20 protein-coding genes are annotated in these 24,242 nt (G+C 63.8%); 7 read left to right on the forward strand and 13 right to left on the reverse strand.

The genetic code is table 11. The annotated features are described in order from the left end of the window. Positions 1–53: 53 nt before the first annotated feature. The 4 genes from katG to MLB1_RS12835 all read right to left on the reverse strand — a co-directional run bounded on the left by katG (position 54) and on the right by MLB1_RS12835 (position 4,178). Positions 54–2,270 (reverse strand): catalase/peroxidase HPI, encoded by a 2,217-nt coding sequence (gene katG, locus MLB1_RS12820; protein ID WP_180750183.1) that lies wholly within the window; start codon positions 2,268–2,270, stop codon positions 54–56. A gap of 39 nt (positions 2,271–2,309) precedes the next feature. Further along, positions 2,310–2,768, reverse strand: coding sequence for a Fur family transcriptional regulator (locus tag MLB1_RS12825; protein WP_180750184.1), 459 nt, complete (start codon positions 2,766–2,768; stop codon positions 2,310–2,312). Between the two features lie 140 nt (positions 2,769–2,908). Then, on the reverse strand, positions 2,909–3,316 hold the full coding sequence (locus MLB1_RS12830; protein ID WP_180750376.1) for a MarR family transcriptional regulator: 408 nt from the start codon (positions 3,314–3,316) through the stop codon (positions 2,909–2,911). A 196-nt stretch (positions 3,317–3,512) separates the two neighbouring features. Then, a complete protein-coding gene (locus MLB1_RS12835; protein WP_180750185.1) occupies positions 3,513–4,178 on the reverse strand; it encodes a GNAT family N-acetyltransferase in 666 nt (221 codons plus the stop codon). 243 nt (positions 4,179–4,421) lie between these two features. Between MLB1_RS12835 and ripD the strand changes: the two genes are divergently transcribed. Then, positions 4,422–4,976 (forward strand): NlpC/P60 family peptidoglycan-binding protein RipD, encoded by a 555-nt coding sequence (gene ripD, locus MLB1_RS12840; protein ID WP_180750186.1) that lies wholly within the window; start codon positions 4,422–4,424, stop codon positions 4,974–4,976. Positions 4,977–4,986: 10 nt separating this feature from the next. On the opposite strand, the gene MLB1_RS12845 is transcribed toward ripD, so the two are convergent. Next, positions 4,987–5,442: an SRPBCC domain-containing protein gene (locus MLB1_RS12845; protein WP_180750187.1), complete on the reverse strand. Its 456-nt coding sequence runs from the start codon at positions 5,440–5,442 to the stop codon at positions 4,987–4,989. A gap of 114 nt (positions 5,443–5,556) precedes the next feature. Between MLB1_RS12845 and MLB1_RS12850 the strand changes: the two genes are divergently transcribed. Beyond that, on the forward strand, positions 5,557–6,228 hold the full coding sequence (locus MLB1_RS12850) for a (2Fe-2S)-binding protein (RefSeq protein WP_371750614.1): 672 nt from the start codon (positions 5,557–5,559) through the stop codon (positions 6,226–6,228). A gap of 29 nt (positions 6,229–6,257) precedes the next feature. Here MLB1_RS12850 and MLB1_RS12855 read toward each other — a convergent pair whose 3' ends face one another. Both MLB1_RS12855 and MLB1_RS12860 read right to left on the reverse strand, forming a co-directional pair. After that, positions 6,258–7,739: an NAD(P)/FAD-dependent oxidoreductase gene (locus tag MLB1_RS12855; protein ID WP_180750188.1), complete on the reverse strand. Its 1,482-nt coding sequence runs from the start codon at positions 7,737–7,739 to the stop codon at positions 6,258–6,260. A 69-nt stretch (positions 7,740–7,808) separates the two neighbouring features. Beyond that, the gene (locus tag MLB1_RS12860; protein ID WP_180750189.1) at positions 7,809–9,260 is read right to left on the reverse strand and encodes an amidase; all 1,452 of its coding nucleotides are present in this window, start codon (positions 9,258–9,260) and stop codon (positions 7,809–7,811) included. 146 nt (positions 9,261–9,406) lie between these two features. Between MLB1_RS12860 and MLB1_RS12865 the strand changes: the two genes are divergently transcribed. The 3 genes from MLB1_RS12865 to MLB1_RS12875 all read left to right on the forward strand — a co-directional run bounded on the left by MLB1_RS12865 (position 9,407) and on the right by MLB1_RS12875 (position 12,662). After that, a complete protein-coding gene (locus MLB1_RS12865; protein WP_180750190.1) occupies positions 9,407–9,889 on the forward strand; it encodes a hypothetical protein in 483 nt (160 codons plus the stop codon). Positions 9,890–10,047: 158 nt separating this feature from the next. Then, positions 10,048–11,295, forward strand: coding sequence for an MFS transporter (locus MLB1_RS12870; protein ID WP_180750378.1), 1,248 nt, complete (start codon positions 10,048–10,050; stop codon positions 11,293–11,295). After that, the gene (locus tag MLB1_RS12875; protein ID WP_180750191.1) at positions 11,292–12,662 is read left to right on the forward strand and encodes an LLM class flavin-dependent oxidoreductase; all 1,371 of its coding nucleotides are present in this window, start codon (positions 11,292–11,294) and stop codon (positions 12,660–12,662) included. Before MLB1_RS12870 ends, MLB1_RS12875 begins: the two co-directional genes overlap by 4 nt. On the opposite strand, the gene MLB1_RS12880 is transcribed toward MLB1_RS12875, so the two are convergent. The 5 genes from MLB1_RS12880 to MLB1_RS12900 form a co-directional block, all read right to left on the reverse strand. Beyond that, positions 12,651–12,941, reverse strand: a complete 291-nt coding sequence (locus MLB1_RS12880; protein ID WP_180750192.1) for a hypothetical protein — start codon at positions 12,939–12,941, stop codon at positions 12,651–12,653. The two genes, MLB1_RS12875 and MLB1_RS12880, sit on opposite strands and share 12 nt — an antisense overlap. A gap of 166 nt (positions 12,942–13,107) precedes the next feature. Beyond that, on the reverse strand, positions 13,108–13,944 hold the full coding sequence (locus tag MLB1_RS12885) for a hypothetical protein (RefSeq protein WP_180750193.1): 837 nt from the start codon (positions 13,942–13,944) through the stop codon (positions 13,108–13,110). Next, a complete protein-coding gene (locus tag MLB1_RS12890) occupies positions 13,934–15,676 on the reverse strand; it encodes a sulfite reductase flavoprotein subunit alpha (RefSeq protein ID WP_180750194.1) in 1,743 nt (580 codons plus the stop codon). The genes MLB1_RS12885 and MLB1_RS12890 overlap by 11 nt, the downstream gene beginning before the upstream one ends. Before the next feature lie 7 nt (positions 15,677–15,683). Next, positions 15,684–21,110 (reverse strand): glutamate synthase-related protein, encoded by a 5,427-nt coding sequence (locus MLB1_RS12895; RefSeq protein WP_180750379.1) that lies wholly within the window; start codon positions 21,108–21,110, stop codon positions 15,684–15,686. Positions 21,111–21,382: 272 nt separating this feature from the next. Continuing rightward, a complete protein-coding gene (locus MLB1_RS12900) occupies positions 21,383–21,715 on the reverse strand; it encodes a hemophore-related protein (RefSeq protein ID WP_180750195.1) in 333 nt (110 codons plus the stop codon). A gap of 253 nt (positions 21,716–21,968) precedes the next feature. Between MLB1_RS12900 and MLB1_RS12905 the strand changes: the two genes are divergently transcribed. Together MLB1_RS12905 and MLB1_RS12910 are read left to right on the forward strand one after the other, a co-directional pair. Beyond that, complete coding sequence (locus MLB1_RS12905; protein ID WP_180750196.1) at positions 21,969–22,856, forward strand: universal stress protein; 888 nt, start codon at positions 21,969–21,971, stop codon at positions 22,854–22,856. A gap of 9 nt (positions 22,857–22,865) precedes the next feature. Then, complete coding sequence (locus tag MLB1_RS12910) at positions 22,866–23,423, forward strand: DUF1802 family protein (RefSeq protein ID WP_371750615.1); 558 nt, start codon at positions 22,866–22,868, stop codon at positions 23,421–23,423. Here MLB1_RS12910 and MLB1_RS12915 read toward each other — a convergent pair. Next, positions 23,420–24,169, reverse strand: coding sequence for a hypothetical protein (locus MLB1_RS12915; RefSeq protein ID WP_180750197.1), 750 nt, complete (start codon positions 24,167–24,169; stop codon positions 23,420–23,422). The genes MLB1_RS12910 and MLB1_RS12915 overlap by 4 nt on opposite strands. Between the last annotated feature and the right edge of the window lie 73 nt (positions 24,170–24,242).

Raw genomic sequence — 24,242 nt, forward strand, 5'->3', positions numbered from 1 at the left:
CGAGTGCGAGCCCGGCGCGGCAATTCGGGCCAGGCTCGCACTCGATTTGCAGATCAGGACACGTCGAACCGGTCCGCGTCCGACACCTTGACCCATGCCGCGACGAAGTCCTTCACGAACTTCTCCTTGGCGTCGTCCTGCGCGTAAACCTCTGCGAGAGCACGCAGTTCCGAGTTGGCACCGAACACAAGGTCCACCCGACTCGCGGTCCACTTCACCACACCGGTGGCACGATCGCTGCCCACGTAAGTGCCGTCATCGGCCGATGACGGTGTCCACTCGGTGCCCATATCGACCAGATTGACGAAGAAGTCATTGGTCAACGTCCCGGGGTTCTCGGTGAGCACACCGAGCTCCGAACCCTGGTAGTTGGCACCCAACACACGCAGACCACCGACAAGGACAGTCAACTCCGGCGGGGAGAGCGCCAACAGGTTGGCCTTATCGATCAACTTGTACTCAGCCGGAATCTGGGCGCCCTTGCCAAGGTAGTTCCGGAATCCGTCGGCAGTCGGCTCCAGATATGCGAATGACTCGACATCGGTCTGTTCCTGAGTCGCATCGCCACGGCCGGGTGTGAAGGGCACCGTGACGTCGAATCCGGCTTCCTTAGCCGCCTTTTCGACGGCCGCCGCACCACCGAGCACGACGATGTCGGCGAACGACACCTTCTTGCCACCGGCGTTGACCGACTCCCGGATACCCTCAAGCGTCCGGATCACTTGGGCAAGCTCATCCGGCTCGTTGGACTCCCAGCCGGCCTGCGGCTGCAACCGAAGACGCCCACCGTTGGCACCGCCGCGCTTATCACTGTTGCGATAGGATGCCACGGCCTTCCATGCGGTCGAAACAAGTTGCGGCACAGTAAGACCCGAAGCAAGGATCTGCTTCTTCAGCTCGGCGACGTCATCGGCCCCGATGTTGGTTTCCGAAGCGGGAATGACGTCCTGCCATAACAGGGTTTCCTTGGGCACCAACGGACCGAGGTAACGGGTAACCGGCCCCAGGTCGCGGTGAATCAACTTGTACCACGCCTTCGCGTAGGCATCGGCGAGCTCCTCGGGATGGGCCAGCCAGCGCTCGGTGATCTCCGCGTAGATGGGATCGAACCGCATCGACAGGTCCGTGGTGAGCATCGAGGGATGCGTCTTACCCGTGCCCTGGGCCATGGGCACCGAGTTGGCCCATCCACCGTCCTTGGGCTTCCACTGGTGTGCACCGGCAGGGCTCTTGGTCAGCTCCCACTCGTTGCCGTACAGAATCTCCAGGAAGCTGTTGTCCCACTTGGTCGGGGTGTGGGTCCAGACGACTTCCAGGCCACTGCCGATTGCGTCGTTACCCTTACCGGAGCCGAACGAGCTCTTCCAGCCGATACCCATCTGCTCGAGCGGCGCGTCCTCGGGATCGGGCCCGACCAGGCCGGCATCGCCCGCACCGTGCGTCTTACCGAAGGTGTGACCACCCACGATCAGCGCCGCGGTTTCCTCGTCGTTCATCGCCATTCGGGCAAAGGTCTCGCGGATGTCGATGGCGGCGGCGAGTGGATCCGGATTGCCGTTGGGGCCTTCGGGATTGACGTAGATCAGACCCATCTGCACCGCGGCAAGCGGGTTTTCCAGGTCACGGTCACCGGTGTAGCGCTCGTCGCCCAACCAGGTGTGCTCCGGGCCCCAGTAGACATCCTGCTCGGGCTCCCAGCGGTCCTCGCGCCCGAAGGCGAAGCCAAAGGTCTTGAACCCCATGGTGTCCATGGCGTGGTTACCTGCGAACACAATCAGGTCGGCCCAGGACAGAGCGTTTCCGTACTTTTTCTTGACGGGCCATAGCAGGCGGCGGGCGCGGTCTAGCAGCACGTTATCGGGCCAGCTGTTCAGCGGGGCGAACCGCTGCATACCCGCGCCCGCGCCGCCCCGACCGTCGGCGACACGGTAGGTACCCGCGGCATGCCACGACATGCGAATGAACATCGGGCCGTAGTTGCCGAAGTCGGCGGGCCACCAGTCCTGTGAGTCGGTCAGCACGTTCTCGACGTCGGCCTTGAGCTCGTCGACATCGATCGTCTGCACGGCCTTGGCGTAGTCGAAATCCTCACCGAGAGGGTTCGCGGCAGGGGGGTTCTTCTTGAGGATTTGCAGGTTGAGCTGGGTGGGCCACCATTCGCGATTGGCGTTGCCGCCCTCGACGGGGTAGTTCAGGCGGCCTCCGGCGACGGGGCAACCATTCGAGGGTTGGTTGTTTGCCTCTGCGATGGGCGGGTGTTCTTCAGACACAGCGTTCCTTTCGGGAGTGGATAGTGATGTGGGCTGTGATCACGTGTGTGATCCCGAAACTTGTGATGTGGCCTTCGAAGAAGCGCAGTCGGGGCATAGACCCCAATAGATGACCTCTGCCTCTTCGAGAATGAATCCGTTGTAGTCCGACGGGGTAAGGCAGGGCGCGGCACCGACGGCGCAGTCGACGTCGGCGATGACGCCGCAGGATCGGCATACGACATGGTGGTGGTTGTCGCCGACCCGCGATTCGTATCGCGCGACGGAGCCGGAGGGCTGAATCTTGCGCACCAGGCCCGCCGAGGTCAGCGCCGCTAAGACGTCGTAAACGGCCTGTCGAGATACCTCGGGCAAACCGGTCCTCACCACACCGAAGATGGTCTCGGTATCGGCATGCGGGTTCACTTCCACGGCTTCCAGCACAGCGACCCGCGGCCGGGTCACGCGCAGATCAGCTGTCCGCAGCAGCTCCGCGTACTCATCGGATGTGAAGGACACAACGCCAGTATGCCTCAGTTATCTGGAATGAGTCCAGGAATTCCCAAAAAAGTTAGAAACGGTCTGGTCGGCATCAAGAACCTGACAAATGTCATCAATAGTGTTGACACTGAGCACTTTTGCACTCGAAGGCGGTGGAGTTACCGCGTCGACATCGTTTCGATCACCCCACCCAGCAGCTTGCGCAGCTGGGTCCGGTCCTTCGCGGGCATATTGGCGAGAACTTCCTCGTCGTCCTCGCGCAAAGTCGCATCGGCACGCTCGAAGAGCTTCCGACCCTTGGCGGTCAACTCGGTGGTCAGCACCCTGGCGTCGGCTTGCCGACGCGAACGAGAAACCAGTCCGGCTTCTTCAAGGGACCGCTGAACCAGGCTCACCGCCTGCGGAGTAATCCGAAGCTCGGCGGCAATCTCCACATTGGATATCCCGGGCTGTGCCGAGAGCACGGCCAAACACTCCATCTGTGGAATCGTCACGCCAAAATCGCGCACGATCACCGACGCTCGTGACCACAGCAGCCGGTATATCTGAGACACCAGGATGCCCATGGGAGATTCCTCGTGTCTGCTCATACCGCGCTAACAGTAGCGGAATGTCGAATGTTCAACCGTCCGAAGCGACGCGACCGAGCGGCGTGTCGCCACCGAATGCCTCATCAGTGCCATCCACGGGACTCACACCAATTCGACAGTGCATCAAGCACATTGATCAACAATCTTGACGAGCGCTCCGTTGCGTCGACACTCAAGCAGGGCTGGCCCCGGGGGCCCGCACCACCATGGGGACGGCGGGGAAGTAGGCCGCCATCACCGATCGCGACTTCCGCAAAGCCGCTGTACCGTAACCCCTCTTTCGATGGTCGGGATGAACCCAGATCCGGACGTTCACCTCACCATCGACCAGTTCGCCGAAGACCATGGCCACCTTGCTGTGCCCTTCGATCGCGACGAACCAGGCCGCCTCCTCATCGTCGATGCGAGCCAGCGCTGCCCTCAACTCGTCATCGAGACCGCCCGCCGGGGCGCGCGAACCGTCACCGGCTTCACCTATCTCTTCGGTGCGTACCGCGAAGATATCGATATCGGAGTCCCCGGAGAAGGGGCGCAGTTCGAGACTGTCTCCCGAGCTCGCGGGGCGCTCCATGAGCGTGAAAGTGAGCTGGCTGTTGAGATCCTCGAGCTCTGCGGCATTCTGGCGGCGCGCGTCCTTGGTCAGCTTGTCGAATGACATACCCATGACGGCCTCGCCGCCCAAATGCGAGGTTCCCAACAAGGCAGCGATCGCGTCGATCGCACTCTTTCGGTCATCGGCTTCAACAATCAGATCAAGCACTTCATGACGTCGTTCGAACGCACTCGTGAGTGCGTCGGCAATCTCGCGGCGGATGGCAAGGCGGTCGTGATCGGTCATGGCGTCAGCCTACGACCGGCGGGCCGACGGCGCTCAGGAAACGTTGAGCACAAGGGTTGACCTGCGGCCGGACTGGTGCTCAGTGTCACCGTTAGGTCACGGTACGACAACTCATTGGCTATGTCGCAGAACCTAATTGGGATATCACGACAGGCGGAGGTACAAAGGATCTTGGTGGTCCTCGCCGGCCGGAGGTACCACCCGAGGGGTCAGCGTTCACGGCCGGAGAGAAGCGACAATCGAATGAAACGCACTTACGCCGCCATGCTCGGCATCGCCCTGCTGTTCGCTACGCCGGGGCTGGCCTCCGCCGACGTCATCAGGCGCCCCGCCGACACCCAGAAGATCATCAATGCGGTGATCGCGAGGGGGCTGTCCCAACGCGGTGTGCCATTCACCTATGGGGGCGGCAACACCGACGGCCCAACCACGAGTACCGATAACACACCGGCCGCACCCGCGGCCACCACAAGCCTGCTGGGACTGATTCCCGCTCCGGCTCCTGCGCTCGCTCCGAAGGTTCCAGGATTCGACGCCTCGGGGCTCATGGTGTACTCGTACGCCGCCGCCGGAATCAAGTTGCCCCGTAGGTCGAACGATCAGTACAACATTGGGCGGAAAATACCGCCCTCGCAAGCTATTCCGGGTGACCTCATCTTCTACGGTCCCGAGGGCAGTCAGAGCGTGACGATGTTCCTGGGGAACAATCTCATGTTGGAAGCATCCGAGCCCGCGGTACAGGTCTCGCCGGTTCGATTCGACACAATGACCCCCTACCTGGTTCGCGTGATCGAGTAGTCACATCACGTCACGGCGTTGACCGCTCCCGCAGAATCTCGTCGATTCGGTCCAGCACCGCGGGCCATCCGACCGCACACAGCTGTCTGAATTTCATCTGCTCGTGGTCGCCCGGATCGAATCCCGTCGCGTCGACCACCAGTCGCGTTCCCTCCGCGTCCGGACTCAGCGACCAGCGCGAGTCTATGGTGATCGAACCATCGCGGGTGGCCAGTCGGTACGCCAACAGCCGATCGACGACGGCATCGGTGAACCGACCATCGATCGCACCCACGAAACCGCTTCCCACGAACGGAAAAACATTGAACGAGAAGGCAACTCCCTTCTCGTACCGGACCGGGTCGAAATCCTTGACCCATTGTCCGAACAACGACGGAGAGGTCAGTACCGACCACACCCCGCTGGCGGGACACGAGTAGTGATACTCAAAACCGATTGATGTGAGGTCCCCGACCTGCTCAACCACGGGCCCACCCTCCCTTGTAACGCCTGTCGAATGCGCTGACAGTCCTCAACCTAACGCACGGAATACGCGCGGGGATCTTGATCGGAACTACCCGGACGGTGGCATCATCGGCGTGTGCTCACGGAGCTATCGACATTCGGGCCCTTCTTCGTCGTCGAGACACACGATGTCGGCGATGCGCCGGTAGCACCGTGGCGGCCGATGGCCGATCTCGTCGACGAACCAGCAGGGCTGCCTACTCGCATCAACGCCGTCAGAAACGCCCTCGCCGCACGCACCGGACAAGACCCCGATGACGTCGACCTCCGCGTGGCTTCCTCCATCGCCCACCTCGGACTCGTCGCACGCATCATCGCGCCGGTGATCGGCGCCATGGCATGCGGCCAGGCCCATATCTCACAGGAGTTGGATGATCTGTGGTGGCAGGACCAACTGGGCGGGCCGTTTCCACTGTCGGTAACCGTGCGGACGGAACCCGGGAGCACCGGTCTCGGTCCGGCAGTCGTCGTGCTCACGCAGCGATTCCTCGACCGCACCGGCGTAAGTGACCGTGTCCTGTGGGGAAACGTCGGATCAGCCGTGAACAGTGCCGCGTACCTTATCGCCGCATCGCGACCCGAGCTGACCGATACCGCCCGCGAGACGGCCGATACGTACCTGCGCGATCCGCGCATCGATGACGGCGCCCTGCGTGCCGGACCGGATTTCCGTAGGCGGAGCTGCTGCCTCATCTACCAGCTCACCGACGACCGCTCCGCGGTGTGCGGTGACTGTGTCCTGAAGTAAGGCCTTGAGGTAAGTCCTGAGGCACCCGACTAAACGAGCTGGTACGCCTCCAGCGGGAAGGATTCCTGTTCCTTGTAGGCGCTGGCCGTCGAGGTCGGACGCAGGAGCGCCGCCTCGCCGTGCTGGTTGAAGTAGTAGCTTCGCGCCGTCTGGCAGCTGCCGAGATAGAACACCGAATTGTCCAGGTTACCGACCATGCGGTTCAGGAATTCGGTGTTGGCTTCCTCGGTGACCTCGAAGGTTTCCGCACCGGTGCGCGACATTTCGCCGAAGAGGCGCTTGATATGACGCATCTGCGACTCGATCGTGTCGAAGTAGGACAACCCGCTGTACGAGTACGGGCCATTGAGCGTCAACAGGTTTGGGAACTTGGGTATTGCGATACCTTCGAATGCCTGGAAACGGCTGTCCCGCCAGAACTTTCCGAGGTTGTAGTCCTCGCGGCCAATGATCTCGAACGCCGGGAAGGCTGATTCCCAGAGGTTGAATCCCGTGGCCAGCACCAGGGTGTCGATGACTGTCTTGCGGCCGTCGGCGGTGACGATGCCATCGGGTTCGATGCGTTCGATCGAGGCCGTCTCGAGGGTGACGTTCTTCTTGCTGAACGCACGGAAGTACGAGTTCGAGAACGTCGGGCGCTTGCAGCCGAAGTCGTAGTCCGGGGTGAGTTTGCGGCGCAGCTCGCGATCACGCACCTGCACAAACAGGTGCGCCTTGGCCAGCGTTGCGGCCCCGGTGTTGAGCTTCCGGAACTGGCGGAAATGCAGCACCCCGCCCACCATGATGGCCTCGAGAATCGCCGACCCCACTGTGCGGGCCAATTTTTGGGTGCGCGGTACCCGCGCGAAGAGCTGCTTGACCACGCCGGGGACCTTTGCGTCGGCCTTGGGCACCACCCAGATTGGGGTGCGCTGGTACACGGTCAGGTGCTGCGCATCCTTGGCGAGCTCGGGGATGAGCTGGACGGCGGTGGCGCCCGTGCCGATCAGGCCAATCTTATGGCCCGCAGCGCGGAAGCTGTTGTCCCACTTGGTGGTATGAATAACCTTACCGGCAAAGGTCTCAATGCCTTCGATATCGGGCATCTTCGGCTGGGACAGGTATCCCGTCGCCGTCAGCAGATAGCGGCCGGTCACGGTATCGCCGGCTTCGGTCGTCACCACCCAGTGCTGTTCCTCTTCATCCCAGCGCGTGCCGGATACCGGGGTGTTGAAACGCATGTACTTGCGCAAGTCGTACTTCTCGGCCACGTGGGCGGCATACTGCTTCAGCTCCGAGCCGGGCGCGAACAACCGCGACCAGTAAGGGTTCGGCTCAAACGAGTACGAGTAGGTCGCCGAAGGGATATCCACGGCCAGGCCGGGGTAGTGGTTGACATGCCAGGTCCCACCGAGGTCATCCTCGCGATCCAGAATCGCGAGATTGGTCAGGCCCAGCTCCTTGAGCTGAATTGCCGCCCCCATCCCGCCAAAACCGGCACCGATGATGACGGCGTCAAACTGCGTTGTCATGTCCCAATGCTAGCCGTCACCGCAAATAAATGGTCGACCCGTCCAGATGTACGCCATGCCGGCTCATCCCTACTTCGGTCCCTGGAAGCCGCCGATTTTCTGTTCGAGCAGTTCGGCCAGCCGCAGCGGGGTGCGGTCCTCGAACATCGGGCCGATGAGCTGCACTCCTACCGGCAGACCTTCGGGGGAGAGGCCCACAGGTATGGCTGTGGCGGGCAGGCCGGGCATAGTCGCCAGTCCGGCCCAGACGAACTGGTCGACGAACGGGTATATGGCTCCGTCGATATCGATGCCCCGTTCCCCCAGATTCGGTTCGTGGTCGTGCGGGAACGCGGGAGTCGGCGTGATGGGACACACCACGACATCGAACTCGGCGAAGAGCCGCCGCCAGCCGTGGCGGTGCAGCTCGCGGTGGTTGTTCGCCTCCATCCAGTCGCGGTGGCTGAACACCGGGCCACGCAACCACGCCGTGTTAAAACCCCGTTCGTCCGTGTTCAGGGTGGCGGCGTCGGATCGCAGTTGTGCGTATCTCTCCACCGAATAACCTGCGGCGACGTTCGACGTCAGTAGTTCTATGTAGAGCGTCGCGGCCTCGGTCAGATCGGGCACCGCCGGACTGCGCCGTTCCACGCCGGCGCCGCCCGCGAGAAGCGCGTCGGCGACTCGGTTCACGGCCGCCCGCACCGCGGACCCGGTCGGAATGAGTGGATGCTCATCGAGGACCAGGACACGGAAGTCGCAGAGCCGTTCATGGCGGGCGGGCGGCAGAGCCAGGTCGAACGCGACTCCACGAGTCAGTGGGTCCGGTCCAGCCATCACATCCAGCAGCAGCGTGAGGTCGCGGGCAGTGCGCGCCATCGGACCGACCACGGCCAGGTCACGGTCGGCAGGCAATGCCGGCGCACGCGGCGGGACCATGCCGCGGCTCGCCGCTAGACCGAGTGTCGGCTTGTGTGCATAAACGCCGCAGAAATGCGCGGGGGTCCGCAGGGAACCGGCGATGTCCGAGCCGATGGACAGTGCGCCGAATCCGGATGCCAGAGCAGCCGCTGATCCACCGGAGGATCCGCCCGGCGTGCGGCTGGGATCCCACGGGTTGTTGGTGGTGCCGTAGATCTCGTTGAAACTCTGCAGATCTTGCAGCATGAACGGCACATTGGTCTTACCGAGCACCACCGCCCCGGCTGCCTTGAGGCGCGACACCTGCACCGCATCCTCGGTCGGTAGGTAATTCCTGTGCAGCGGCGCGCCCCACGTCGTGGGCAGCCCCGCGATGTTGTAAGACTCCTTGACCGTCACCGGAATACCGAGCAACGGCCCGTCTTCGCCGCGGGCGCGCGCCTGGTCGGCACAATCTGCGGCGGCCCGCGCGCGATCGAAGTCCGGCACACAGATCGCGTTGGTCACCTCATCGTCCCGCTCAATACGGGCGATTGCCTCGTCGGTCAGGGCCACCGATGTCACCGCACCGGTACGCAACGCGGTCGCAAGCTCTTCGGCCGACCGAAAACTCCACTCCATCAATCGGACGCTATCGGCCTGCCTCCGAGGACATAAAATGCCGCTTCGCGCAACGTCGATCGATTTCGAATGAAGGTCTTAGGGAACTGTTGCGCCGATCCGTACGACCTCTAGTGTCGAGGCTGTTCGGAATCAGGAGGCATCGGGTGAGAACTCAGCGGCACGACGCGGGGATCGAGGACACGCTGCGCGCTATCGAGCTGCGCGTGCTCGAGGACGTGTGGATGAGCCCCTCGCGGCGCAGAGTCGCGCTGGTGGCGACTGTCGTCCTGGGTGTGGCCGCGGTGGGGCGTTGGTCCAATCTGGGTGCGCATGCCAGTCCGACCCTGCATGTCGACGCGGTGGTACCGGGGACAGCAGCCATGTTCCTGGTCGCCTGCGTGGTTTCGGCGGTGGCGCTGCGTCGCCGGTACTTCCGGTGGTGTTGCGCGGCGGCCTACACGGCGGCGCTGAGCACAGTCATCAGCCTGGCCGCATTGTGGTGGCATCAGACGGCGGACGGATCCGACCCGCTGTGGTGGACAGTGGCCGCGGCGCTTTCCGCTGCCACCTTGGCGCTCACGTGGCTCACCGTCATCCTCGCCCCATTGGAGGATTCTCAGCCCGATATGCGGGCCGGTGGTGTCTAGTCCGCTGCTGAAATCCCGCCGAGCGCAAAGGTTCCCGCCGGCAACCCGGTGATACACCATGGCGTCACGTGACTACCACCAGCGCGGCACCTGCCGTCCATGCGGGTGGACCGGCCGATAGGGGAGTCCCGAGTCCACGCACCGTCGCACTGAGCTGCATGGTCGGCACCACGATCGAGTGGTACGACTTCTACCTCTACGCGACGGCCGCAGCACTTGTCCTCAAACCGCTGTTCTTCCCGACCGTCTCGTCGACGGCCGGGACTCTCGCCTCGTTCGCCACCTACGCGGCAGGTTTCGGCGCCCGGCCCGTCGGGGCCGTGATCGCTGGGCATCTGGGGGACCGCGTGGGGCGCAAAACCGTTCTCGTCGGGGCGCTGCTGCTCATGGGTATCGCCACCGCGGTGATCGGTGTGCTGCCGACCTATGCCGAAGTGGGAGTCCTGGCACCGATCGCCCTCGCCGCCTTGCGAGTTCTACAAGGGCTGGCCGCCGGTGCGGAATGGGGCGGAGCAGCGCTGCTGGCGGTTGAACACGCACCGCCCGGCCGCCGCGGGCTGTTCGGCAGTTTCACACAGTTGGGTTCACCCGCCGGAATGCTCTTGGCCACTGGGGTCTTCGCGCTGACCCGTGCGCTCACCGGGTCCGAGGCATTTCTTGCTTACGGCTGGCGGATCCCCTTCCTCAGTAGCATCATCCTGGTGGCCGTCGGTCTGGCGATCCGCTTACGGCTGAGCGACTCGGCGGTTTTCGAGAAGGTGCGCGCGCGAGGGGAGGTGGCACGGCTTCCCGTCGTGGAGGTGCTGCGCACGCAGCCTCGTAATGTGTTGCTGACCACTGGCTTACGGCTATCGCAGATTGCACTGTTTGTGCTGTTGACAACGTATTCGCTGACCTACCTGCAAGACATATTCGGCAAGGACAGCCAAGTCGGGTTGACCTCCGTCCTGATCGCCTCGGCGATCGGCCTGCTGAGCACTCCCGCATGGTCCGCGCTCTCGGACAAGCTTGGGCGCCGGCCGCTCTATCTGTTCGGTGCCGTCGCGGGCCCGGTGGCATTGGCACTGTTCTTCCTGGCCGCCCGCACCGGGTCGGAGATCCTCGTCGTGCTGTCGATCGTTTTCGGGATCAACGTCGTCCACGACGCGATGTATGGGCCCCAGGCCGCATGGTTCGCAGAGCTCTTCGACACTCGCGTCCGGTACAGCGGGGCATCTCTGGGCTACCAGCTCGGTGCCGTGCTGTCCGGCGGATTCGCCCCGCTGATCGCCGCGGCGCTGCTGGCCGCGAATCACGGCAACCCCTGGCCCATCGTCGTCTACTACCTGGCGCTGGCGGCGCTCACTTTCGCCTCGGCACGTGCTGCGCGTGAGACCTACCGCGACCGGATCGGAGATTCACTGTGAGCAGGATCTATCTCAACGCCTTCGATATGGCGTGTGTCGGCCACCAATCACCGGGCCTGTGGCGCCATCCCGAGGACCAAGGGCACCGTTATCGCACGCTGAGCTACTGGACCGAGCTCGCCCGCTCACTTGAGACCGGCGGTTTCGACCTGCTGTTCCTCGCGGATGTGCTGGGCGCGTACGACGTCTACGGTGGATCACGAGACGCTGCAGTGGCCGACGCGGCGCAATTCCCGGTCAACGACCCGTCATTGGCCGTCTCGGCGATGGCGGCGGTCACCGAGACACTGGGATTCGGGATCACCCTGTCGCTCACCTATGAGCAGCCGTATGCACTCGCCCGCCGGCTATCGACCCTCGACCACCTCACCGAAGGGCGGGTCGCGTGGAACATCGTGACCTCCTATTTGGACAGTGCGGCAAGGAATTTGGGTCTGGACTCGCAGATACCGCACGACCGGCGCTATGACATCGCCGACGAATACCTGCAGGTCTGCTACAAGTTGTGGGAGGGCTCATGGGAGGACGGCGCCGTGGTGCGCGACCGCGAGCGAGGCATCTTCACCGAACCCGCCAAGGTCCACGACATCGCGCACCACGGGCGGTATTTCACCGTCCCGGGACCGTTTCTGTGTGAACCGTCCCCGCAGCGCACGCCGGTGTTGTTCCAGGCCGGCGCGTCCTCGCGCGGTGTCCGATTCGCGGCCGCCCATGCCGAAGCGGTGTTCGTATCGGGCCCGACCCCTGAGGTGGTCCGCGGGCCCGTGCAGGCTCTGCGTTCGGCCGCGGCCGAACTGGGCCGTGACCCGCGGTCCATCAAGGTGTTCACGATGGTGACACCGATCGTCGCCGAGACCCGCGAGCTGGCGGTCGACAAACTGCAGGAATATCGCCAATTCGTCAGCCCCACAGGAGCATTGGCATTATTCGGCGGCTGGACCGGAGTCGACCTGGCCGAGGCAGCACCCGACGAGCCGTTGCGCCACGTCGAGACCGATGCCAATCGTTCGGCCCTGGCCTCGTTCACGAAAGACCCGAACCGCACCTGGACAGCGCGGGAATTGGCCGAAGAGATCGGGATAGGCGGCCGCGGGCCGGTTCTGGTGGGCTCCGCCTCCGATATCGCCGACGAATTGGAACGCTGGGTCGATGAGGCCGATGTCGACGGCTTCAATATCGCGTACGTCACGACTCCCGGAACTTTCACCGATTTCGGCCGCCTCGTCGTTCCCGAGCTGCGCCGCCGCGGCCGGGTGCCGCATCAGCGGGAGCGAACCACCCTGCGTCAGCACCTCGGCGGTGCTGGACCCCGGCTTGGCGGTGACCACCCGGGGACGTCGTACCGCCGGGCGAGGCTACCCGGCTGACCGAGTCGAGTGGTCGCCGAATCGATCGCTCAGCGCCACGAGCAATTGGTCGAGGGCAGCCAATTCTGCGCGCTTAGCACCGACGAGCCGATGCAGGCGGGAGAGGTTGGACGGCTTGCCACTCAGCCTTCTTCGCTCAAGAGAAGCCAGATGATCATCCAACTCTCGCTGGGCCGCCGAATGCAGATCGCCGAGGAGATCCTGGTAGTACTGCGCCTGCCGCGTTTCCGCATTCCGGCCGGGAAGAATCGGATTGACGACCGTGACCAGGCCGCTCACGGTTCACCGCCCATACTTCGCCTTACGGGTGTCGCTTCCATGCGCACACGCTAGAGCCGCACAATTTCCCGGACGCTGCCTCCAATTCACCGGGACATCTCAATCTGTTCACACGCCACCGGTTGCCCGCTGTGAGCAGCGCATCAAAGTATCTGGCGTACCGCCGTCAATCGCCGTCCGGCAGCGAAGCAACCATGTGTTCCCACGCCTGGTGAAGTCGCGCCGTGATCGGCCCCGTCTGCGTGATGGTGGTGACACACCGGTGACTGTGGTCGTACAGCTCCACCGAGGATGTCAGCCCCTGTGTGCCATGCGCGTATGTCACCCAGCTTTCGGCGATGAACACCGGGTCCATGGCGTACCGCGAGGCCCCGAAAATGACGGCGATATGTGCACCAGCCTGTTCGACCATCGCGGCGTGGCCGCGGTGCAGCTGTACGCAGCCGCCGCCGGGGACCGCGATCGTGAACGGCATGTCCACGTCCACCAGGTGCGCCAAGAGATAGGGGACCACCCCAGAGTCAATTTTGCGTGCACCGGTAAACGGGAGTATCCGGTAACGCCCGGGCGTGAGCGCGTCGAGATGGGTGAGCTGGTCGGTGTCACGCCAGTTGACTTCAGACCAGTCGGTGACGGGGAACGTTTCCGGAATCACCGCGGGCGCCAACTCAAGGGCACTCACCACCAGCCGATCCGAGAGCGGAGTGAGATAGGCGCGGTGAGTACCGGTGTCACCGACCATCGTCAGGCCGCGCGGGGCCAGGAACGCGTCGCGGACGAGCGCCGGATTCAGCCGGAGCGCGATGTACTCCTCATCGCAGCTGAGCGCCTCCCCGGGAAATGAGGGTTCAAGGTATTCGCCGGTATGGCTCAGCAGGGCGGCATCGTTCGCGGTGACCGCCACCACCGTGCCAAGGGCGGAGAGTGCTTCGGCAATGGCATTTGGCCCCGCGGCGATCCGCCGGGCGGAGCAATGCTCGCAGCGCCGGCCGTCAGTACACATCGCGGACGTACCGCTTTTCCCGCTTGAGCGTGTTGATGTATTCGGACGCCTCATCGGAGCTGAATCTGCCGTGCTCACCGACGATCTCGTGCAGCGCCTTGTCCACGTCCTTGGCCATGCGCGTCGCATCACCGCAGATGTAGAAGTGCCCGCCGTCCTGCAACCATGCGAACAGATCCCTGCCATGCTCACGCATCAGTGTCTGCACATAGACCTTCTCGGCCTGGTCGCGGGAGAAGGCCAGGTCGAGACGATCGAGAAGACCGGAGGCGTGCCAGCCTTCGAGCTCGCTCTCGTAGATGTAGTCATGGGCCCGGCGCCGATCACCGAAGAAGAGCCAGTTGCGGCCTCCCGCACCGCTCTGTTCGCGTTCCTGCAGGAATGCCCGAAAGGGTGCCACGCCCGTACCGGGGCCGACCATGATCATCGGAGCGTCGCCGTCGCTGGGCACCCGGAATGACTTGTTGGGCTGCAGGAAGATTCGCGCATCGCCGCTGCGGTCGGCCAGGAAGGTGGAACACACGCCGCCGCGCTCACGACCCAGGCTCTGGTACCGCACACTGGCCACCGTCAAGTGGATGCGGTCCGGGTGGGCCAGCGAGCTCGACGAGATCGAGTAGGCACGGTGCGGCAGCGGCTTGAGAAGGCCCATGAACTCCTCGAGGCTCAGCGCGTCCCCGCCGATACGAAGGATGTCCAGAATGTCCTTGCCGTACAGCCAGGTGTCCAGCACCTCCTTCACCCCGCCGCGCAAGGCGTGCGAGAACTCCTCGCTCTCCGCACGGCTCTCCACCTCGCTCAACAGATCTCGCGACGGTGTGCTGATCTCGTAGCGCCTGCCCAGCAGCTCGCCCAGGGGCTCGCCGTCGACGAGGGTGCCGGCGGAGACACGGAAGTGATCCGTGATCGCCTCCACCAGTGCCGGGTCGTTCTCGGGGATGACAGCCAGGGCGTCACCCGCCTCGTAGACGATGCCGCTGTCGGCGAGCGCGAACTCGTAGTGCCGAATCTCTTTGTCCGAACCCGCCCGTGAGAGCAACCGGTTGACCCGTACCTCCGCCGGGAACGGGTTCTTCCGGGTCCAACCGGAGCGCACCACGATGCTCGGCGGGGGAGTTCCCGGGCCGCCACTGGCTCCGGCCAAGGTGACCAGGCTCCCCACCGCACCCAGGACCCACTCGGCGGCCTGCGCCTCGTAGTCGATATCGCAGTCGGCGCGCCCGACCACACGGCTCGCGCCCAACTGCTCGAGCCGTGTATCGATGAGTTTGCCCGCCTGACAGAACCCGTCGTAACTGGTGTCGCCGAGCGCCAGCACTCCGTACGACACCCCTTCCAGGCGCGGCGCCAGCGTCGAAGACAGTGCTTCCCAGAATAATTCGGCGTTATCGGGCATCTCGCCCTCGCCATAGGTAGACGTGACGATGAGGACGTATTTCAGTCCGGCGAACTCATCGAGAGCGATCTCGTCGAGTCCGCTAACCGTCACGTCGAATCCCTGAGCCTTGGCGGCCGCCGCGGTATCGCCCGCCACGATCTCGGCGTTTCCGGTTTGGGTGCCGTACAAGATGCGCAGCGGTGGACGCGGAGCCGTCAGGTCGGCGGTGGCCGATGGGGGTGGCGACGCCAGGTTCATCGCGAGGCGGGAGTGCAGGCCCGCCAGGAAACCCGAGAGCCAGGCTCGCTGGTCCTCGTTGAACGGGGCGTCTTCGGGAATGTATGCGATCTTCATGGCTTCTTCACGTGGTCTGGAGGGCGGGACCGGATAGGGCGACGACCGGCAGTGCATGATGCGCGAAAAGCTCTTCGAAGGAAGGCAAGCGGCCGATCTTGTCGATGTTCTTGGCACTCTGGTGCAGGATCCAGCCATAGGTGCCGGGGCTGTCCATCGACAGCACGTTGCGCTGGCTCAGCGCGTCCTTGTAGTCGGTGAGCCGCTTGTCCGCGATGAGCACGGCCAGGTCCTCGTCGGTATGTCCGTCGATCGCCTCTCGCGCGTACTTCTGCAGCTTCTGAATCAAGAAGAAGTCCTCGGTGAGCACGAGATTGCGTACCGCCCTGCCGATCCGCGGATCGGTCACGTCCGTGACGTTCGGCATCCGGGACAGCGCGAGCTGCTGGGCCATGTTCAGCACCGTGTAGGTGTTGAGCAGCGCGTACATGCCCTCGGTATCGGTCTCACCGTATGCGGGCACCGAACCGCCGAGGACATCGCGCTGGTCACGGTAGGACAGCTTGAATTTGTGCACCTGGTAGCCGGCCAGGGCCGCGGTGAGCTCGTCCAGGAGCTCCTTGCGCGTCTTGCCCTGCAGAATGGCGTCGGAGTCCTGGTACTGCAACAGAGCCCGCGACATCGTGTAAACGAGGTGCTGCCGGGTGATCTGCCAATCATCGAGCAGGGCTTGGCCTCGCGCCGATCCGGTGGCCTCCACATGCCATTGGAGCAGGATGCGCGCGGCGGCCTCGTGGAACGGGGCGTCGGTGACGGGGAGTACCAGCACCGAGTCGGTGCTCACCTTGGACGGCAGTTGGCCTTGCGGGTCGTACTGGTAGAGGAACCCGCCGCTCATCCCGTTGGCGACGCCTTTACCAAAGCCGCCGATATTGAGCACCGCGCCGTTTGTCATGTATTCGCACAGGAATTCGCCAACGCCCTCAACCACCGCGGTCGCACCCGAGTTCCGGACCGCGAAACGGTCCCCGGCCTGTCCTTCGACGAAGAGCCGACCTCCGGAAGCACCGAAGAGGGCGAAGTTCCCGATGAGGACATTGCCGCCGTGAGTGCCCGAACCGCCGCCGGGTGAGCGCACCGTGATCGTGCCGCCACAGGCGCTCTTGCCTACGCCGTCGTTGCAGGTGCCCGTGTGCGTGAGCACCATGCCGTCATTACAGAAGACGCCGTAACTCTGGCCGGCGGAGCCGGTGGTCGTGACGATGACGCTATCCGGCAACAGATATCGACGGCCACGCTCGTCGGCGGCGACCGCCGATCCATCGCCCCCCCGATAGTTGAGCGTCCGCTCGATGTCGATCGCCAGCTGCCCGCCCACACTCTTGTTCTGGTTGGTCAGCTGCAGGGGCGGCAGCATCACGCCATCGAAATCGAGCTGGTCGGCGAACCGGTCGTCCACCGAGTAGTCCTTTTCCATATACACGGGGTTATCGACCACGAATTCTTCTGCCACCGCCAGCATTCGGCGCAGGTCGAGCCTGCCGATACTGGAGGGATGGTCGAGTAGGTGCAGCAGATCGCTGCGCCCGCGCGCCTCGCGCAGTGACTTCATGCCTAGCGTCGCCAAGATCTCTCGCACTTCGTGCGCGATGTTCAGCAAGTACTGCGCAAGCGCACGCGGATCACCCTCGAAAACCTCGGCATTGGTGGTCAGCCCGGCTGGGCACTTGATATTGCAGTTCTTGGCCATTACGCACTTGAGCATCATCAGTGCGGTGGTGCCGAACTCAAAGCTGTCCGCCCCAAGCAGCGCCGACTTGATGACGTCACTGGCGGTCTGGTGTGCCCCCGAGCAGCGCAGCACCACCTTCTGCCGGATACCGTTGGCGCAGAGCGCCTGATGGACCTCGGCGACACCGATCTCTGCCGACCTGCCCGCATATTTGAGACTCGTCACGGCCGCCGCACCGGTTCCGCCGGTGTTCCCCGCCACGTTGATGACATCGGCCCCGGCCTTCGCGACACCCACCGCGATCGTGCCGATGCCCTCGGAGGACACCAGTTTCACGATCACCCGGACACGGGCCGCCTTGCAGTCGTGGATGAGCTGAGCCAGGTCCTCGATCGAGTACGTGTCGTGATGGGGTGGGGGAGAGACGAGTTCAACACCGGGGGTCCCACCGCGCGCTGCCGCGATCTGAACGGTCACCTTTGGCGCCGGAAGCTGGCCGCCTTCACCGGGTTTAGCGCCTTGGCCGATCTTGATCTCCAGCTCCTGGAGCATCGGGTCGGCAAGATATCCCGCCCACACCCCGAAACGGCCCGACGCGAATTGCTTGATACGGGAGCCGCGGATGGTGCCATACCGGCTGATGTGCTCACCGCCCTCACCGCAGTTCGACAAGCCGCCGACCAGGTTGGTTCCGTGAGCCACCGCCTCATGCGCCGGGGCCACCAACGCGCCGTGGCTCATGGCTCCCGAGGTGAGGGCGGGCGTGATCTCGCTGGCCGGTTGCACCACAGGCAGCGGAATCGATTCCGGCGCTGTCCTGATCTTCGCCAGGTAGCTCCCGGCCTGGCCCGTCGCCCGCAGCCTCAGTTCACCGTCGATGATCTCCTGCCCGGTGATCTCGCCGCCGAACCTCGCACGCAGCGAGGCCGCAAGCGCGGTGAGACGCTCGTGGGTGTGGGAGAGTCGTAGCACGAAATCATCACCCGCCTGCCGACAGGACAGCCCCCGCACCTGAAAGTCGTTGTTCCCGAAACGGGCGAACTGGCCCATTTCCCTTCGGAATTCGGCGGCCGTGCGCACGAAGTTGACGTCGGCGGGAAGCGCCAGCACATCACGCAGCGCCGCCGGGCGCCGGGTGCGTTCGGTGTTCATCGATCGGACGAAGTTCCGGTACCCGGGAGTGATATCGAAGCTGTCGACCGCGCGCGCAGGAAGTTCGTCGAAGCTGTTGTTGCGGTAGGCATCATCGTCCAGGCCGAAAGCACCCTCGAGCTGGTGCAGCGGCAGCAGCCTCAAATAGGCCGGGTCAGTCATGCCGGGGTTCTCGGGCCGCGCTTCGTCGCCGAACGAAATCGACTCCTCGGTCATGTCCACGAACCCGCGCACCGCCGTCGTGCCGTAGGAGTGGCCCGCCCCCTCGGCCCGTTCCTTGAACAGACCGAGGAGCGGAACGTCCTTCTCTCCCGTTACCGCGAGTGCCCGCGCATGCCAGTCGGCAACGCCTGCCGCCAGCGTGGAGAAGCCGACACCGGCCACCGGCGACATGACGTTGGGGAAATACTTGCGCAACACCGAATCCGCGGTGTCCAGGTAGTTGGGCTCGAAGAACTCCCCGCCAATGTAACTCTCGACGGTACAGAGGCCGACCCTGCCCATCGTCTTCATCAGCGACTTTTCGGCGGCCTTGGCGAAATGCTTGAATGCCTTGACCGCGTCGTCTACGTCAGTTCCGTACTTCTCCTCTGCCCGCATCTGCACCGCCAGCGGATACACCGCGGAGGCACCGAATCCCAGCACTGCGGCCACGTGGTGCGAGGAGCACAGCTGACCGCTTTCAGCGATCAACGAGACGCGCAACCGCAGGCCTTCCTCGATCAGCCGTTGGTTGATGGCGGAGATCACGATGATGAGAGGCATCGCCGCGCGGTCACGCGAGACGTGGCGATCGGAGATCACCGCGATACCGCCCGTCTCCCGCGCGAATTCCTCTACCGTGTCGCATAATTCGTCGATCGACTGCACGAGCCGATCGGAGTTAGACACCGCATCCGAGAGATCAACCCGGTAGCGCATCCCGAAGCGCCGGACCGGGGTGCGGTGCTGATCCCGGATCTTGAGCATGTCGAGATGAGTGAGGATGGGGGAGGGCACCACGATCTGCGGGGCGCCCTGTGCGCCGCTGTTCGGTTTCGCCCCGAGTGCGACGCGCAGGGTCATGCCGTCCGCTTCGCGGATGCTGTCCAGGGGCGGGTTGGTCACCTGCGCGAACCGCTGCGAGAAGTACTTCGCAACGCCGCCTTCCTGATTGGAGAGCGCGTTGATGGCTGCTCCGTACCCCATCGCGGAGATCTTCTCCTGGCCGGTGGCCAGCATTGGGTCCATCAGGAACTTGAAGCTCTCCTGGTTGAGCGAGTAGGCCACATACCGCTGGTGGCGGTCGAGGTCACCGTCGTAGCGCGCCGGTGAGCCCTGGTCCACGGGGGAAACGTCCGGGAGATCCGCGATATTCACCCGGGCCCGAGCCAGCATTTGTGGGTAATCATGCCGCGCCGCAAGCATTTCCAGCGCATCGATGGTGCCGTACGACCGGCGCTCGCTGTGGTCGTAGTACAGCATGCCGCCCGCTTCGATACGGCCTCGCTCGAGCACCTCGGCAGGGTCGAAGTACACCTGCCCGGCCTCGGACATCACACCCAGGTACTCGGCCGTCTCGACGGTACGCAGGGGCCGCAGGCCAAGCCGGTCCAGGCGCGCACCAATGATGTTGCCGTCACCGAATATCAGCGCAGCCGGCCCGTCATTCTTCTCCTCGTAGAGGCTGAAGTACTCCAACATGGCGGTCACCCGCGGCGACAGTGTCGTGTCGTTCTCCCACGCCGGCGGCATCATCGCGACGACGGCGGTGACGAGGTCGAGATCATCCTCGAGGACCCGGCTCTGCAGGGTCTGGTCCAACCGGCAGCTGTCCGATTGCCCGAGGGGACGAATGATCGCCCGATTACGCGCACGCGCCATCGCATTCTCCGACAGGCGGTTCTTCTTGTCCGTGTTGAGCTCGCCGTTATGTGCCATCAACCGGAACGGCTGGGCCATGGTGGCATTCGGTGCGGTGTTCGTCGAAAAACGAGTGTGGAAGAACATCGAGTGCACTTCCATGCGGGGATCGGACAGGTCGCTGAAGTAGGGGACTACCTCGTTCGAGTTGAGCCGACCCTTGAGCACCTGGGTGCGGGTGCTGAGCGAGAGCGGGTAGAGCCCCAGCAGTTCCGGGCGCGTGTAGGCGGTGGCCTCGATCGCCATCAGCGCCTCGTGCGTCTCGCGGTCGGAATCAGAAAGGAACACCCACTGCCGAACCGGCAGCTGGTATTTGACGGCTGCCGGGCGGATCGCGCTGTTGTCCACCGGCACATCACGTTTGAGCAGAATCGTGAAACCCTGCGCCAGCAGTGCCTGCTCGATCACCGTTTCGGCCTCGGCGTGGAACGCCGGGTCGTTGGGCAGGAAGAAGTTACCCACACCGAACTGTCCAAGTCTCAGCCGCGGGTTGCCCGTCAACTCGGAGAAAAAACGCAGGGAAAGGTCAAGATTGACGCCGGCACCGTCACCGACGCCCTCGGAAGACATTCCCCCGCGGTGCGGCACCGCGCACAGCGCCTCGTGGAGTTTGCGCACGACATCATGTGTCTGAATGCCGTCCTTGCGGGTCAGGAAGCCGACGCCGCAGCTACTTTTCTCCTGGTCCTGGTCATACAGCCCGTTCAGCCGATCCTCCTCACCCAGCGCCGCGCACGGCGTATCCAGCGTGTGACGTTGGGTTTCTCGTTCGTTGAGCGAACCCGCCCTGACCAGCATTCCGCTTGGTCTCGAACCGACAGGGAGCCGATGACCGGCTCATTGAGGTCAGTTAAACCAAGCCTAGCCTAAGTACATCAAGTCGGATAGCTGCAGGGACATTCGTCACACCGACACCAGGTGTATCGAGGGCCTTCGGAATCAACAGACGCCACCGGCCACGCGCGGGTGAGAACTGCCGGTCAGTAGTTAGTGCAGGAGGTGGCCACCTGGTTGATCAGGACGGTGTATTCCTGAACCGCAGGCATCCCTCTGACCTCGTTGACCATCTGCTGACGCTTGACCCGCGGAGAGGCCACAAACTGCTGCAGCCACGCTCCGGCGATCGGGTTGGCGTTCACCTGTTGCGCCGCCTCAGGCGACTGCGCGTTCAATGCCGCCATGATCTGCGGGTACGTGCACGTGGTGTTGACGATGGCACTCACGTCAGGTTCCGCAGACGCAATCCCACCACCCGCGACCAGCGACAGCAGCACCGCGCCAGAACCAACAATCAACTTCGCCGTCAAGGCCATTTTCGTTTACCTTCCGCCACATCCCCGACGTGCATATCGACCATCGATGGGATTCCGTTACTGACCACGCTAGCAGGACCTGCAGAGTCGTTAGTCCTGCGAACTGCCACACCTTCGGCTCCAAACAGTTGCTCTGCCAACACGACTGACCCCGCACGGCGTGATCCAGCACACGTATGTACGGGCGAAAGTCACTCAGAGTGGGGCTATTGGTCCATGGAGGCCATGCGAGGCGGTCAATAGCGTTGGAGCCATGACCACCACAGTGCCCAGTCCCCACATCCTCGTGGGTGTCGACGGATCGACATCGGCGCTGCACGCCTTGACCTGGGCCGGGGCAGAGGCAGAGCGTCGAAATCTGCCGCTGACACTGGTCCATGCCGTCGACTACGGCAGCTTCGGACACGGATACAACCTCGGGGCGTCCGCGAGCTTCTTCCAACACCTGGATACCGACGGCGCCGAGTTCCTCAGTCAGGCCAAGGATCACGTCTACGCATTACACCCGAATGTTCAGGTGTCCACCGTCAAGGCGATCGGTAAACCCGTGGCAATCCTCGTCGAACTGTCCAGAAACGCCGTCATGACGGTGCTCGGTTCCAGCGGACTCGGTGGATTCACCGGGATGATGGCCGGCTCGGTGTCGGTGACGTTGACCGCAAAGGGACACAGTCCGATCGTCGTCGTCCGGGAATCTGGAGCACCGGCAGACGGACCGGTTGTCGTGGGCGTCGCCGACTCCGATTCCAGTGACGGCGCGATTGCCTGGGCATTCGAGGAGGCCGCGATGCGAGATGTCGAGCTTGTGGCGGTGCATGTGTGGAACAACATTCCGCCGGGGTACGTCTACGCCTACACAGCCTGGAGCGCGACCGATCGGGTCGAGGAGGAACAGCGCCAGGAACAGATCCTCGCCGAGCGTCTGTCGGGATGGCAGGAAAAGTACCCGGACGTGACGGTCCGGCGTGTGGTCGCGGTCGGGCATCCTGCCGACGTACTGCTCCACGATGCCGAACATGCGCAGTTGATCGTCACCGGAAGCCGGGGTCACGGTGATGTCGCAGGCTTCTTCCTCGGCTCCACCAGCCATGCGCTGATACACAAGGCGACCTGCCCGGTACTGGTGACACCCCGGCCGTAGGCTCGCTGGGTGACCGACAGTCAGCTCGCGTTGAAGGAGTGGAGCGCTGCGATACACGGCATGCTCGACGGTCGGCAGACGATTCTGCTGCGCAAGGGCGGAATTCACGAAAAGCGTTTCACACTTGCCGATTCCCGGTTCTTACTCTTCCCGACGGTCGTGCACGGCCACACCGAGCGGGTACGTCCAGAGCACCACGATCTGCTGAAAGCCGCCGCGGCCGATAGCACCGAAACCGAAGTCATCGTGCGCGCCGGCGCCGAGGTTGTCGCCGCCATCGAAGTCAACCAACCCGACGGGCTCGAACAGATTGCACCACTGCATATCTGGACAACCGAATCGATACGCGCGGACCGCCTGGATTTTCGACCCAAGCACCGTCTCACGGCGCTGGTGGTGCGAGTGCACCCATTGGTCGCACCCGTGCGGCTGCGGCGCAGCGACGAACACGGCGGCTGTACCAGTTGGGTGCAGCTGGCGATTGCCCCGGAGTGGGCGGCGCCGGTGCACCAAGAGTCAACGCTCGCCGAGATTGTTCAGCGGGTCCGCGACTGCGTCGGTGTTTAAGGGAGTTCCGGTGTTGGCGTGCCACCGATGGCGTCGAGCCAGCGCTCACGCAGCGGACCCCACCTGCGGTCGAATGCCAGCGCCCGCCGCTGCGCCCGCGTGACCTTCTCGGCCGAGTAACGCCACCGCGCCCACGGGGATGTCGGACGGGCGAGACGAGCAGCCGATAACCATGCGACGGGAGCGATGAAGATCCCGATCATCGCGGTGGGGTACTTGCCTTTCAGCGCGGTAATCGCCACCAACCCAAGGTGAACCAGCAGCAGGACTACCGCGACTCCACGCGCAATTGCGATGACACCGGTCAGGCCGTCCACGTTCAGTGGAGACACACCGACGGCGGCGAGGCCAATGCACGCGGCGGCGAGCGTGACCATGTCGACCGATAACTGGCCCTCGTTCGACCAATAGACATCCTGCAGGTGGAAGATCATCGCGAACTCATCGAGCACCAGCGAAGCACCGATCCCCACCAACGCGCCCGCCAGGTACGTCCACGCCGACAGTGGCGGCGAACCGAGGGCGGTGAAACCACCGACTATCAACATCACCACACCCGGTACCGAATGGTGGATGTGAACACCACCGCCGGAAATATTGTGAAAGGGACCCTTCCCCGCGCGGATGAGCCGGGTGATGGTGCGGGTCACCACAAAGGTCACCACGAACGCCACGAAGCCAAGTAGGAGCGGACCTTTGTAACCGTCCACCACGTCGTACTGCCACCAGGTATTCAGCCAGGCCACTCTCGGATGCTAGCGGGTTCATACGCGGTCCACCCAGACAAAAAGAGGGGGCGCTCCCAATGGCCGTCACCAT

The sequence above is a fragment of the Mycobacteroides sp. LB1 genome, assembly GCF_013449725.1.
In the GTDB taxonomy this organism is placed as follows: Bacteria; Actinomycetota; Actinomycetes; order Mycobacteriales; family Mycobacteriaceae; genus Mycobacterium.